Origin of the sequence: Paenibacillus sp. YYML68, assembly GCF_027923405.1 — a bacterium.
Lineage (GTDB): Bacteria > Bacillota > Bacilli > Paenibacillales > NBRC-103111 > Paenibacillus_G.
In genome coordinates, this window is sequence record NZ_BQYI01000001.1 from 3,164,955 (window position 1) to 3,178,739 (window position 13,785).

At 55.1% G+C, this 13,785-nt stretch carries 8 protein-coding genes; all 8 read right to left on the bottom strand.

What is annotated here, in order from left to right:
* Nucleotides 1–3 precede the first annotated feature (3 nt).
* The 8 genes from PAE68_RS14465 to PAE68_RS14500 all read right to left on the bottom strand — a co-directional run bounded on the left by PAE68_RS14465 (nucleotide 4) and on the right by PAE68_RS14500 (nucleotide 13,678).
* Nucleotides 4–3,135, bottom strand: coding sequence for an efflux RND transporter permease subunit (locus tag PAE68_RS14465; protein ID WP_281888009.1), 3,132 nt, complete (start codon nucleotides 3,133–3,135; stop codon nucleotides 4–6).
* Nucleotides 3,136–3,234: 99 nt separating this feature from the next.
* A complete protein-coding gene (locus tag PAE68_RS14470) occupies nucleotides 3,235–3,762 on the bottom strand; it encodes a GbsR/MarR family transcriptional regulator (RefSeq protein WP_281888011.1) in 528 nt (175 codons plus the stop codon).
* A 240-nt stretch (nucleotides 3,763–4,002) separates the two neighbouring features.
* A complete protein-coding gene (locus tag PAE68_RS14475; RefSeq protein WP_281888013.1) occupies nucleotides 4,003–6,195 on the bottom strand; it encodes a hypothetical protein in 2,193 nt (730 codons plus the stop codon).
* 54 nt (nucleotides 6,196–6,249) lie between these two features.
* A complete protein-coding gene (locus PAE68_RS14480) occupies nucleotides 6,250–7,743 on the bottom strand; it encodes an extracellular solute-binding protein (RefSeq protein WP_281888014.1) in 1,494 nt (497 codons plus the stop codon).
* 36 nt (nucleotides 7,744–7,779) lie between these two features.
* Entirely contained in the window at nucleotides 7,780–8,670 is an 891-nt protein-coding gene (locus PAE68_RS14485; RefSeq protein ID WP_281888016.1) for an ABC transporter ATP-binding protein, read from the bottom strand.
* A gap of 7 nt (nucleotides 8,671–8,677) precedes the next feature.
* A complete protein-coding gene (locus tag PAE68_RS14490) occupies nucleotides 8,678–11,635 on the bottom strand; it encodes an ABC transporter permease (protein WP_281888017.1) in 2,958 nt (985 codons plus the stop codon).
* Entirely contained in the window at nucleotides 11,635–12,744 is a 1,110-nt protein-coding gene (locus PAE68_RS14495; protein ID WP_281888019.1) for an efflux RND transporter periplasmic adaptor subunit, read from the bottom strand. Before PAE68_RS14495 ends, PAE68_RS14490 begins: the two co-directional genes overlap by 1 nt.
* Nucleotides 12,704–13,678, bottom strand: coding sequence for an ABC transporter ATP-binding protein (locus PAE68_RS14500; protein WP_281888021.1), 975 nt, complete (start codon nucleotides 13,676–13,678; stop codon nucleotides 12,704–12,706). The genes PAE68_RS14495 and PAE68_RS14500 overlap by 41 nt, the downstream gene beginning before the upstream one ends.
* Between the last annotated feature and the right edge of the window lie 107 nt (nucleotides 13,679–13,785).

The window sequence follows — 13,785 nt, forward strand, 5'->3', positions numbered from 1 at the left end:
TGATTACGGAGCAATCGGTGTCGACGTCTTCGAGTCAAGTGCACCCTTATCTTTCCTGCGGAACAGGTTCGCAACTCTGCGCTTAAAGCTTTCAATCAGTTCATACACGATCGGAACTACGACAAGTGTCAACAGCGTCGACGTCGTTAAGCCGCCGATTACGACAACTGCAAGACCCTTCGAGATAAGAGCACCCTTCGACAATCCAAGCGCCAACGGCATCAGCGCAATAATGGTAGCACCTGCTGTCATGATGATCGGACGAAGACGCGTCACACCTGCTTCGATCAGCGCATCGCGTACGCTGTAGCCCAGCTCACGAAGCTGCTGCACACGGTCGACGAGTACGATCGCATTCGTAACGACGACCCCGATCAGCATGAGGAAGCCGATCAGCGATGTAATGTTAATCGATTCTCCCGTGATGAGGAGTGCGAACAGACCGCCAATCGCCGCAAGTGGAAGTGAGAACAAGATCGCGAATGGCGCACTGCCGTTACCGAATGCCAGAACCATGATCAGATATACGATGAAGACGGATGCGAACATGGCAAGGAACATCTGCTCGAAGCTTTCCTGAATGTCGTCGGTGACCCCTTTCACCTGCGTACGCACACCTGGCGGAAGGTCAAGCTTAGCCAGCTCCTCGGACACCTTCAAGCTGACACCGCCTTTATCGACAGCGTCGATCTTCGCTGTTACGCGGACATATTGGTCCTGCATCTCGCGTGTAATAGCCGCCGGCGCTTCAATCTGGTTCACCTTGGCAACCTCGGTCAATGCGACCTTCGCGCCTGTCGGAGAATGAATCGTGAATCGGCCGATCTTATCTACCGAATCCTTGAAGGCAGGGTCCAGCATCACCTTCGTCTCGAAGGTCGTGTTGTCGAACTTCAGATCGCCGAGCTTCTCTTCAGCAAGCCAAGTCCGCACAGCTTCCGTAATCTGAGCTGAAGACAGTCCGAACAATCTAGCCTTGTTCTGGTCGACACTAATCTCGACCTCCATCTTCGTCTCGCTTAAGCTATCCTTGATGTCGATCATTTCCGGATATTCCTTCAGCTTCTCCTTCACGAGCTGGGCGCCCTGCTTCAAGTAAGCAAGATCGTCACCCTTCAGCATGTAGTTAAAATCGACGCCACCGCTCGGCGGACCGCCCATGCTCATGACCATACCGTCAACCTCGGAGCCTTTAGGCAGCATATATTCAATCTTTTCCTTGAATTCCTGAACCGCATCCTTCGCATTCGTGTTCGCCGAAGCGACCGCGAAGAAGGAGGAACGGTATGGAATACGCTCGGCCGAACCACCGAGGTTCGAATTCTCGTTATAGCCTACGGAGGCTTCAACATAGTCGAACGCTCTCTCGCCAAGCGCGTCCTTCGACTCCAGCATCATCTTCTCGATTTCCTTAACCTTCTCGTTCATCGTTTCGATTGTCGTCTCGCGCGGCATCTTGATCGAGAGCATCATCATCTTGTCAGACTCGCTCTCCGGCATGAACGACTGGGCGAGGAACGGTACCGTACCCATGATCGAAACTACGAATACGAGCAGGGCAATCAACAGCGTCTTAATTCGGTTGTTCAAGGAAAGCAACAATATTTTTTTGTAGCCGAGCGTTAATTTGCCAGTCGCATGCTCGTCATGCACGTGCAGCTTCTTGCTCTTGAGCACAAGCAGCTTCGCAAGCATCGGAATGACCGTAACCGCGACGAGCAAGGAGGACAGCAGCGCTACCCCAAGCGTGATGGCGAACGGTCGGAATACTTCACCGAGTACACCGCTTACGAACGCAATAGGAGCGAATACACCGACGGTCGTAAAGGTAGAAGACGTAATCGCCGAAGCAACCTGAGCGGTCGCCAGCTTAATAACCGACTCGCTACGCTCCTGTGCCTTCTGCAGCTGACTGTATATGTTCTCGATGACGACGATACTATCGTCGACGACACGGCCGATTGCGATGGCCATACCGCCTAGCGTCATGATGTTCAGCGATATGCCGAGTGGAGCCATGACCATAAGCGTAATTAAGGTAGACAGCGGGATCGATACGAGTACGATAATCGTCATCCGCATATCTCGGAGGAAGAGCAGAATCATAACTGACGCGAGAATAGCTCCGAGTGCCCCTTCCTTCAGCATGCCGTTGATCGATTCCTTAATATCGAGTGCGCCGTTGTAGATCGGCTGGAACTTAATATTCGGGTACTGCTCCTGCCATACGGCCATGAGACGATCTGCCTCGTCTCCGAACTCAACCGCGTTCGCGTTCTTCGTCTTGAACAAGCGTACACCGATGGCCGGCTGGCTGTTCAAGCGGGAGAAGAATGTCGATTCGGTAATCGCCTCGACCTTCGCAATATCTTTCAGTAGAACTGTCGTTCCAGTAGGTGTCGACAGCTTCATATTCTCAAGTCCGTAGATCGTGTTGAGATCGCTCTTCACGCGAACCATCTGCTCGTTACCGTTGAAGTCGACCGTACCGGCCGGACTCGACAGCAGCGCTGCGCGAATGCTCTGCGATATTTGACCTGGCGTTAAGCCGTAGTTGTTGATCGCGTTGGCGTCCAGCTTCAGCGTAAGCACGGATTCCTGATTGCCGATCGAATCGACGTGGTCGATACCGTTAATGCTCTCGAAGCCCGGGAGAATAACATCCTTATACAGCTTGTCGAGCTCCTGCTGGCTCATCCCGTTCTGGGCGTACAGCGATAAGTAGTAGACCGGCTGCGAGGCGAAGCCGAACGTCTGCACCTTAGGCTTCTCCGAGCCGGATGGCAGTCTTACATTCGTTAGCAGCGCTTCAATGTCGCGCTTCGCTTCCTCGGAATCTACGCTTTGCTCCAGCTCGACTACGATTTGGGAGTAATTGTCGCTGGAGGTCGACGTCATGTTCTTCAAGCCCTCAACCCCTGAGATTGCCTTCTCCAGCGGCTCGGTGACGCCGTCCAGCACATCCTTAGGAGGCGCAGTATATTGCGTGCTGACGACAACGACCGGATAGGCGATGTCCGGCATGCTCTCGACCTTCAGTGATTTCGCTGCATACGCCCCACCGCCGAACAGCAGCAGAACGATAATGATGACTGCCGTTACGTTTTTCATCGAAAAGCTTGTTAATTGATTCATCCTTCTACTCCTCCATCCCGATAACTGACCACTTAGACGCTGCTCTTACGGTGAACCCTTCAAATGGAATAACTGTCTTCATGCATGAGCCTTCACGGTTCATGAATCTGAAGGGGAATCCAAGCTTTGACGAATCGCAAGCCACTCATCCTCTATTCCGTCAAATCGGGATAGCATCAGTCGATACATCGCTGCAGATTCCTTAAGCCGCCGCAGACCTGCATCGTACTCAGGTCGCTCCGCGTCCTGCAGCCCAGAGATTTCCTTCATCATGGACACGGTCATGTCTATACGCTGGGTGAGCAGCTCGAACTTCTGCCTCACTGCACGGAATGCTATGACAGTGACCTCGTCGGAAATATAATAGTAGTCCCGGCGGTCGCTGTTCATCGTCAGCTTGATGCACATCGAGTTTCGCTCCAAGGTGCGCACCTGTACGCTGACTGCAGCCTTCGAGACACCGAGCTTCTCCGCCATATCCTGAAGACTGAGCGGCTCGGGAGCAAATATGAGCAGGGCGAATATTTTGCCGACCAGCGGGCTGAAGCCCTCGGCTTCGAATGACATGGAAAACTGATGAGTGACCATATCCTTCAAGTCGGCGAACGTATGAGGTGGTGTTACCATCGCGGTTCTCCTTATGTTATGTAGTCTGCAACCATCGTTAAGCAAGTTGTTAACGATAATAACGTACTTGATAGAGGCTATAGTTGTCAATATACCCAGCGAAAAATTAACCATTTGTTCAAAATCTCACTCGAACGTTGCAGCCCGGTCACGGCAAAAAACCGTTCATGCCCCACTACTTACGCAGTGGCACCGGAACGGTTTCGTTACTAGGGTAAGAGCTCGATAACTAGACGCGCACTAGTCTGTCGTCTCGAACCATGTAATTTTTTGCGAAGCGAGCAGCTTCTTATGGTCGTTGAACGCTTCATATACCTTGAGATCATAGTCCTTCAAATAGGAAACGAGGAAGATGAACTCTCTGTCATTCTTATCCAAACGGAATAGCTCCTTCTTGCCAAGCTTCAGCTGTCCAGTCTTATTCTGCAACGGATCGACGCCCTCCTGGTTGTTCAAGCTCTCGAACTCCTTGAAGTCCATATTCCAGCTGAATCGAACCTTATCCTCGCGATCCTCAAGCGATATAATGAGCTTGCGGTTGTCTACGTTCGTCTCCACGAGCGCATTCTTCGTCAGCTCATAGTCGAAGTAAAGATGAATGCCGTTCTCGTCTCCGCGCGTATGAATGCGGCTCATCGATAGCTTGTACGGGTACAGATCGATCTCCTTCAGCTTCGGCAGCACCTCGGTGCGCTCAGCCGGAAGCCAGAACGAAGCTGCGTTCACGTAAGCGTCAGCCTTGTTGTCACCATCGGTCAGCTTATCCTGCGTAATGGCATCACCGATCAGCAGCTGCATCCCCTTCGTATCTAGGTTTTTCGGCACAACGCTAGTCAGCAGGAGCAGAGCCGGACTGCCCGGCGTAACCTTCGTCTTGACCGGGTTGTATTGAGCAGGAAATACAGTACCGTCAGCCATCTTGAAATATGCGACAAGCTTCGACACTGCATTGAAGCGCTTCTCCTGATTAACAGCCTCCAGGCGAACGGCCAGCGTATCGTTCAGATCGCCTGTGTAGGTCATGAGACTGCGCACGTGGTAGTCGGTCTTGCGCCCGACGCTCGTGACCTGATACGGCTCCCCGACATTGTAGCTCGGTGCGCTCATCAGCTCTGAGCTGTGCACGAACTCGAGTAAATTCTCAGCTGTCGAACTGTCTGTTCCTCCGCCTGTCGAGCCGCCGTCTCCGCTGCCCTCCGGCTTCTCTTGCAGCACCAGCTTCACCTTGGAGAATTCATAGGTGTACGGGATCTTGCCAACGAATTGGTAATGTACACTTCCACCAGAGCCAACGCCAATCACCTTATCTGTGCGCACCAGCTTCGTCTCCACCTTAATATTCTCATCGAGCATGAAGTGTCCCTTCAGCTCAGGCAGTGGCAACGACTCTTCCCCCTTGTTACCTATAAGAAGACTCGCATTAATTAAGTCCTCTTCCTCCCAAGGAAGCCGCTGCACCGACTTCAGCTCAGCCGTGTACGTCCCTTCTCGGTTCGTGAAGGCATGCACCTTCCCCGTTCCGACCGCGTCCGGCTCCGACTGGGCAGGCAGTGAGAAGAAGGCAATCGGCATATCGAGCTTCACATCTGCAGCATGCTGCACGATGATGAGCTGCCAATCCGAAGGCGACAGCCCGATCGGCACGGAGCCGGTCAGCTCAATGTCCTTATTCGTCTGCGGATGCAGCGTCAGCTCCTTCGTCCCCTTCGCGTTGAGCGGGTACATGTAGCCCTCTGAGGTACGAATATAGTACAAGTAGCTCGGCATAGAGACGCTCTGACTGCCGTTGTTCGCTAGATGCAGCTTAACGGTTGGAGTATAATTTTTCTCATTCTTGCCTACGTACATCTTGTTGATCGAGACATGGAGCGGACTGCCAGCTACGCGCACCTCTTGCGCAGAACCGACAGGAGTAATGACGGAATAGTCCGCTGGCACCGCAACCTCACCCAGCTTGCGCTCGAAGCTCGGCTGGCTGAAGTCCCACTTGATCACGTCAAATACAAGATCCTGCAGCGTCGTCTTCTCATTGACGACCGCATAGAAGCTGATCGTCTCTGTCGATTGGGCGGGAATCCGGTTCTTGTCCTTATCCTGCGGCAGCACCTTCACCGTCATTCGGTTGCCGGACGTCGTCCGCAGTCTGACCCAATAGTCGATGAACTGAAGGTCAGCTGTGCTGTTATTCGTAATAGACAAGGAGAAGGTCACCGTCTTGTTCCCTTGTCCGGGTAATATCGCGACGTTCTTGATCCCGAACGTCGTCGATTTATCAGCATCAACCTGCCCGATTACAGGCAGGCTGATGCCGGAGATTGCGGCTGAGCCGGGGCTGTCTGCGGCACTGACAGGACTGATGGCGCCTAGCGCCATGCAGCCCGCAACAAGCCACAGACAAGCGATTCGAGTACGGCCTTGCTTGAAGTGCTTCATGTATGTCGAACCTCCTCAGGTCGTTCAGGGCAGGAATTCATTAGCCGCGAGCTATTAGCCTAGCGGCATCGGCACCGGCTGTTCCATCGGCATGTCGATCGGACCGTTCGGATTCTCCTTGATCTTCTGCAGCATCTGGTTGCCTTGCGTCTCCCATTGCTTCAGCGCCTCATTTACCTGCAGCTTGCCTTCAACTACCTGCTGGAACAGCTGCTGACCGATGCTGCTGACGCGGTGATAATTCTCGTTCGAGCGGTACAGCTTGCTATCTTCATTCGCAACCGGCTCGAGCGTCGTGAAGGCGTTCAAGTTGAACTCCATGCCATCCTTCTTCTTGATATACTTCTGACGGGCTACGATGTTATGATTGCTGCTTGCCTTTAGACGGGCCCATTCCTCGCCATTAACGAACTTGATGAAGTTCCATGCTTCGTCTGGATTTTGCGCCTTGGCGTTCACAGCCATCACAGCGTCCATATGGATGAAGCCGCCGACATTCGGCGCTTCCTCATGCACAGGAAGCGTCACGACGTCCCATCCGAACGGGGTGAAGCCTTTGATGCTCTCTGCATTTTTCATCGCGTTGTGAATCCGCTCCAGCTCGCTATAATTAATGATCGCCATCGCAACGCGGGACGACATGAAGTCGTCATGCATGAACGGATTCATCTGCTGCTCGGGTCCCATCTGCATTTTCGAATAGTCGATCGGCTCTGGCAGCAGCTTCTCGGCCTTCAACTGAAGCATCGTCTTCCATACGGTTTCCCACTCAGCGGTGTTGACCGTCATGCTGTCGCCATTCTCGTCAAAGTGCCGCAGCTGAAGCGGAGCTGCATACGTCTGTGTCGCATAGAACATATCGCCGCCGGTGTTATACGTTGAGAACGAGAAGCCGTACTTCCGGTCTGGACCTTCACCCTTCGTAACCCGTCTTGCCAAATCAAATATTTGCTGCCAAGTCATCTTGTCTGTCGGGTACTCCACGCCCGCTTCATCGAACATGTTCTTGTTATAAATCAGCGCCGAGGAATTGAAGCTTGGGGACAGACCGTAAATTTTGTTGTCGCCCTTCTTCTTGATACCGTTGATCACCGATGGCACAATATCGGTCATATCGAACTTATCCTTTGTGATGAGCGGGTCCAGCTGTGTCAGCATATTATCGCGTAGAAGTTCATCCATCTGCTCGAAGCCGAACATGACGACGTCGGGTGGATTATCTCCGTTCATGAGCTCCTTCAGCGTCACGATCGGATCCTTCGGCCGCTCATTCGGCTCAGGTCTTGCGTAGCCATACATGTAACGGTCATCATACGTAGGAATAATCTCAACAGTCACATTTTTATTATCGAATTCATACAGGTCCGTGAAGCGTTGGCGAAAATACTCATCCGATGGTCCGCCGTATTGCGTGGTGGCGATGCGCAGCACCTTCTGCGTCTTGTCATCATTCGTCCCTACAATGCTCATACAGCCTTGAAGAGTTGGAACCATCAGTACAGCTGTCATCGTCAATGGTATGGATTGCTTCAGCCACTTCTTGTTCATCGTTCGTTCCCTCCGAATGGAAAATGTAATAAGTTATTACTCCGACTCCTGCGGCCGGTCGAGCGGCTTCGGAGAGCGAATGACGATTCGCTCTCCGTCGAACTCCATTGACGCCTTGCTGTCAATGCCAAGCGCCTTCAAGTAGGCGGCTGGAATTTGCAGACGGCCTGCACGGTCGAGCACGACGTACTCCTCATGCCCGAGCTCGGCAGCCGCCGCTGCTTGCGCTCCCGGCTCATCTAGACCAGGATTACGCTTAATAAACTCGGTGCTCGTCATGCCGTCCCGAATCGCGACGACGCGGTCCACCTTGCCAGCCAGCGCCATATCGTGCGTGACGATGACAATCGTGACGCCAAGCTCCTTATTCATGCGCCTGAAGATGTCCATAATCATATCCGACGTTCTCGTATCGACCGAGCCCGTCGGCTCGTCAGCCAGCAGCAGCGAAGGACGGTTCGACAGCGCGATCGCAATCGCGACGCGTTGCTGCTCGCCTCCGGACAGCTGCTGCAGCTTGTTATGCATTCGCTCCTTCAGCCCGACCCATTCGAGCAGCTGCTTCGCGTACACGCGGTCGAACTTGCCGCTCAGCAGCATCGGCATCTCGACATTCTCGAGCGCCGATAAGTACGGAATCAGGTTGCGCGCGTTGTTCTGCCAGATGAAGCCTACGGTGCTTCGCTTGTATTGCACGAGCTGATCGTCCGTAATCTTCAGCAGGTTCCACTCGCCGACTCGCACCTGTCCGGCCGAGGGCCGATCCAGGCCCCCGAGTATATTGAGCAGCGTCGACTTGCCGCTGCCGCTGTTGCCGATGATCGCCATCATCTCACCGGCCGACACCTCGATGTTCAAGCCTTGCAGCGCGACGACCTCGAGATCGTCGGTCTTGTATATTTTCACCAGACCTTCGCAATGAATCATGTCCGCATCACTTCTCCTCCCCGAGCTTAACAGCCTGATGTACTCTTAAGCGTCGAATGTGCAGGAAGAGCACGACAGCGCCCGTCACCATCATGAAGGCGACGACAGCATACAGCTGGCTCGTATCGCGCGAGTCGAAGATGACGCGGAACGGCGGCACCTGGGTTGCGACGTTGTCTGCGGTCTGTAGGAACGGCAGGAACAAGTAGCTCGTCAGCTTACCGATCCCTAGACCGAGCGCGATGGCAAGACCTGCGGTGAACGCCTGCTCCAGCAGCAGCATGCCAGTCAGCTGACGGCGGGATAGTCCCATGGCCCGAAGAATACCGAATTGCACGACACGACTGGACAGGTTGAAGAACCAGTATAGCAAGTACCCGATGAGCGAGATGAACACCGAGACGAGGAACCCGAGACTCAAGATGCCGAACACACCGCCTCTGGCCGGATGCTTCCCTTGCGAGATGAGCTCATTGCGCACATCCTTCACCGTCGCGATGTCGACACCGCCAGCCTTCAGCGCTTCGAGCAGAGGAGCGACCTTCGCTCCTTCCTCCATCTTCAGCCATACGTCATAGGGCGTGATCGGCGCCTGATCATAGATGTATTCCAGATTGGTAATGTAAAAAGGCGTCTCGTCCGGATATTGACTCGGCCAATACGGGATCGTAGCTACGATGACGAACTCCACGGGTTGACCAGATATGGTAATGCTCATCAGATCACCGGGCTTCAGCTGATGCTTCTCCGCAAGCGAGGTCGGAATAATGACGGCCTGCTCGTATTGCCCGAGCAAGTTCAAGTAATGATTCTGATGAATGCGGAACAAGTCCTGACGGAACCAGCCTACATGGGCAAAATCGACGTTATCAATGCCGATCACATTCCCTTGGCCGATCGACTTGCCGGAGACGACGACGTTGCTCTTGATCGTCAGCACCCGGGCCGCATGCTCGACACCTTCGAGCTCACGGAACAGCTCGAACGGCGGCTCGATGTAGCGCAGCTTCTGCGGCGGCTGATTGCCTCCGCCCGGTGCTCCAGGCTGACCGCCACCTCCCTGACCGCCGCCAGAGCCCCCACCTTGCCCTCCGCCTTGGCCTGTGCCTCCTTGACCTTGGCCGCCGCCTTGACCTGACCCGCCCTGTCCTTGACCTCCTTGGCCTTGACCTTGTCCTTGGTCACCCGACTGCGGAAGCTCGTCGGAGACAGCCTGCCAATCCGCGCGCATGACGACATCGGTGCCGTAAGCGTACAGAATGCGGTCGGTCGAATTCAAGTCGATGGTCCGTGCCGCCGACGCATTGTACACGCCAAGCCCGAGCGTGAGAATGAGCAGCAGCATAAGCGGGTAGTACGCAGCTCCCGAGCGTGACAGCTGAGTCAGCGTCAAGTAGACCGGCACTGGCAGCAGACGCTTGCCGAGCCAATTGGCTAGCTTAAGCAGCCACGGGAAGATGCGCAGGAAGAATAATCCGAGCGCGAAGATCGATAGTGCAGGCACGAAGAACAGCAGCGGATGCACCTGCAGTTGGTCGCTCGTCATGCCCGTGCGGCTGAACAAGTCCTGCCGCTGACTGAACAGCAGGTAGCCGTATGCCGTAAGGCCGAGCAGTGCAACATCGAGAAACCAACGCTGCCAGAACAGCTTGCGGTCGGAGCGCGCCAGCTTCTGCTTATGGCTGACGATGGACGAACGGGCGAAGATGACCGCCGGAATGACGCTGGCGAGCAGCGCGACAACGACTGCAGCACCACCATACAGCAGCGCCTCCATCGATACACCGACCGGCACATCCTTGCGGTCAACGAACGCTAGGAACCCGCTCGACGAGCCAATGCTCTTAGCCATCAGCCAACCGATCATCGGTCCGAGCACCATCGCCGCTCCCCCGAGCAGCAGTCCCTCCAGCATATAGATGGAGACGATCTGCTTCGTGCTGCCGCCCCGACTGCGAATGACTGCAATTACGGTCCGCTGCCGCTCCAATGCCTGACGGGCATTCATGACGATGTAATAGAACACCATCGCGATGACAGGCGCTGCGAGCGTGAACAGCATAAGCTGGAGCTGAATGCTCTGCACGCGGAATTCCTGCAGCAGCGGAATGAACGAAATATCGACCCGCGTATTCGCGAGCAGCTGGAACAGCGTAATATCGAGTCGCTCCAGCTTCCGCTCCAGACTCGCCAGATCGCTCGTCTTGATCTCTCTCAGATCGAAGGCGTAGAACCAGTTGGCGAGGTTGAGCGGAATTTTCTTACTACTTAATATGTAATCCTGGAACGCTGTCTCGCTCATGAAGGCCGAGCTCAGCAGCCCCTCTAACCCCTGGTACCAGTAGCTGTCGGCATCAGACAGAGGCTTGTAAGCGCCGACGATCTTCAGCTTCACCGGGGCAATGCCGAGCCCTCCGCTGATCGGGTACGTAAACTCGTCTCCGACACGCATGTCTCCGCGGAACAGCGCCTCCTCATGAAGCACCACCTCGACAGTGCCACCCTGCGGCTGATCCGAGAACCAAGCGCCCTGCGTCAGCTCGACCTTCTCCTGCAGGCCGCTCTGCGCCATTAACGTCAGCTGTCTTCGCTTGCTCGGGTCGACCTTGCTCGTATCGACGGGGGTAACCTGCGAGCTGCGAATCGCGTAAGAACGGAACTGAGTCTCAATCGGATAGCTAACCTGCTCCGGCAGCTCCTCTCGTATGTACGAATCAACCGACTGCAGATTGTTCAGGTCTGCCCGCTCGCTTCCGCTCGCCTGGTACCGGATGAGCACCGAGCCTGCTGGCAGCCCTTCGCTGCGCTCCTGCAGCGACTTCGCGACGACGCGCTTGAGCGAGCCGTCCGCATACATCGGGATGCTTGTCGTGAAGGCGACCGCCATCACTAGTCCGACGAATGTACTGAGCGTGAGCCAACGGGTGTTCCACATTTTTCGAAGCAAAAATCGAAGCATCAGCATCAGCGACCCACTACTTTCTGTCCTGGCGTCAGTCCTTGAACGATCTCAACCTCCGTTGCCGTCTGCTGTCCGAGCTCGACGTCGACCTCGCGCTTGCTCCCCTTGTCATCGATGACCTGTACATAATTACGCCCTGCGTAGGATCGAAGCGCAGCCAGCGGAATGACGATCGCATTCTCCTTGCGCTGTGTAATGACGGTCAGGCCGAGCGGTGTGCCGCGGTTCAACCCTTCCGGGAACGGCTCCAGCTTGATAATCACATAGTTCTCAATCGACTCGCTCCCGGACTGTCTGTCACCGGAGTAGTAGTCGCCGCCACCCTGCTGCTGACCGCTCTCCTTCGGACTCGGCAGCTTATGTACAGTGCCCTTGTGCTGTCCGGCCGAGTTAATGTCGACGATCGCCTCCATCCCGACGGCAATCTTCTTCAGATCGTCTTGACTGAGCGTAGCAGCGACGGTCAGCTGCGACAGATCGGCGATCGTGGCGATGGCGTCATAAGCCTTGACAGAATCGCCCTTCTTCACAGGGACCGAGACGATCGTTCCGGAGAAAGGCGCTGTCAGCTTCGCCTTCGCAATCGTCGACTCCAGCTTCACAAGCTCCTCCCGCTTCAGCTCAAAATCAATCTTCGCCTGCTCCAGCTCCTCGGCTGATTTGCCATCAGCGTTGCGCAGCGTCTCAATCATCGTGAGCTCATCCTTGCGCGTCTGCAGCCGTTTCTGCTTGAGCTGACTCTCCAGCTCCGTCACGTCCAGCTCGGCAATGAGCTGTCCCTGCTCGACCTGATCGCCATTCTTCACATGAACGGCCTTCAGCCTTCGGCTCGTCTCATCGGTGAAATACAGCTCCTCCTCCACTGTCGCCATCAGCTTACCCGAGCCTCGCAGCTTCGTCTCGAGCGTCTGCGACTTGACGACGTATTCCGGCTTCTTCGACAGCTTCGGCGGTTGGATCGCCGGGAGAACCTCCTCCTCCTCTTCCTTCGGAAGCACCGAGCAGCCAGTCGTCATAGCAGCTGTCAGCGTGACAGCTACACATACGGCGAGCACAGGCTTCACAGCAGTCTTAAGCGTTGATAAATTTCCCATCCACCATCTCGTAGACACGGTCGGCAACCTCCATTATGGTCGGATCATGTGTAGTCATGCAGATCGTCATGCGCTCCATTCGAATAATATCGCGGAATACGTTCATGACCTGCGCACCCATCTGGGTATCGAGCTCTGCCGTAGGCTCATCAGCCAGCAGCAGGCTCGGCTTATGCGCGATAGCCTTAGCAATCGCCACACGCTGCTGCTCACCGCCCGACAGCTCGAACGGACGATGATGCATGCGCTTAGCGAGCCCGACGAGCTCGAGGCAGTGCGTGACGCGTCCCTTCCATTCATTCCTCGGCACGCCAGCCATTCGCAGCGACAGCTCAACATTCTCCCAGGCGGACAATAGTGGAAGCAATGCGAACGATTGGAAAATAAAGCCTATCTCCTTCCTGCGAATGACCGTGCGTTCATCGTCCCCAGCCTGATGAAAGCGATGCTGCTTGAACAGTATCTCACCGCTATTCGGCTGATCGAGACCGCCGATCAAGTTCAGCAGCGTCGTCTTACCCGACCCCGAGCGTCCCTTCAGCATGACGAGCTGCCTCGGATACAGCGCCATATCGATGCCCTTCAGCACATGCAGCTGTCCGCCACCAACCGGAAAGGAACGCTCTACCCCTGTCACGGTCAGCAGCGGGCTCTGATCGAACCATTGCGAGCCCTCCGCCTCGAAGCTTACAGCTTCCGCAGTCGCGGACAGCTCAGCTGACGATGCGGTTGGGTTTCCTGGCAGCAGTGCGGGTTGAAGTGCGTGGCTGGCTGGCTCTTCGATGCTGGTTGTCGCTTGGATGTTGGTTGTCGCTTGGATGTTGGTTGACACTTCGATGCTCACTGGGTCTTCGAAGCTGACTGAACCTTCCACGCGCGCTGACTCTTCGACAGCCCCGGTCTCCAGTCGCCCTCGCCTGCTCTCTCTTGCTTGACGCAATCGTTTGAACATGCGAATCCTCCTTCTCTTACGTTAACTCATGCGCACAAGCCTACGAATTCCCCCCTGGAACGTACTTCTGTTTCGTGACAACTATTAGACGTAGGCAGACGGCAAAA

Coding starts and splice junctions, on each gene's coding strand:
- PAE68_RS14465 (WP_281888009.1), bottom strand. CDS start 3,135: ATGAATCAATTAACAAGCTTTTCGATGAAAAACGTAACGGCAGTCATC.
- PAE68_RS14470 (WP_281888011.1), bottom strand. CDS start 3,762: ATGGTAACACCACCTCATACGTTCGCCGACTTGAAGGATATGGTCACT.
- PAE68_RS14475 (WP_281888013.1), bottom strand. CDS start 6,195: ATGAAGCACTTCAAGCAAGGCCGTACTCGAATCGCTTGTCTGTGGCTT.
- PAE68_RS14480 (WP_281888014.1), bottom strand. CDS start 7,743: ATGAACAAGAAGTGGCTGAAGCAATCCATACCATTGACGATGACAGCT.
- PAE68_RS14485 (WP_281888016.1), bottom strand. CDS start 8,670: ATGATTCATTGCGAAGGTCTGGTGAAAATATACAAGACCGACGATCTC.
- PAE68_RS14490 (WP_281888017.1), bottom strand. CDS start 11,635: ATGCTGATGCTTCGATTTTTGCTTCGAAAAATGTGGAACACCCGTTGG.
- PAE68_RS14500 (WP_281888021.1), bottom strand. CDS start 13,678: ATGTTCAAACGATTGCGTCAAGCAAGAGAGAGCAGGCGAGGGCGACTG.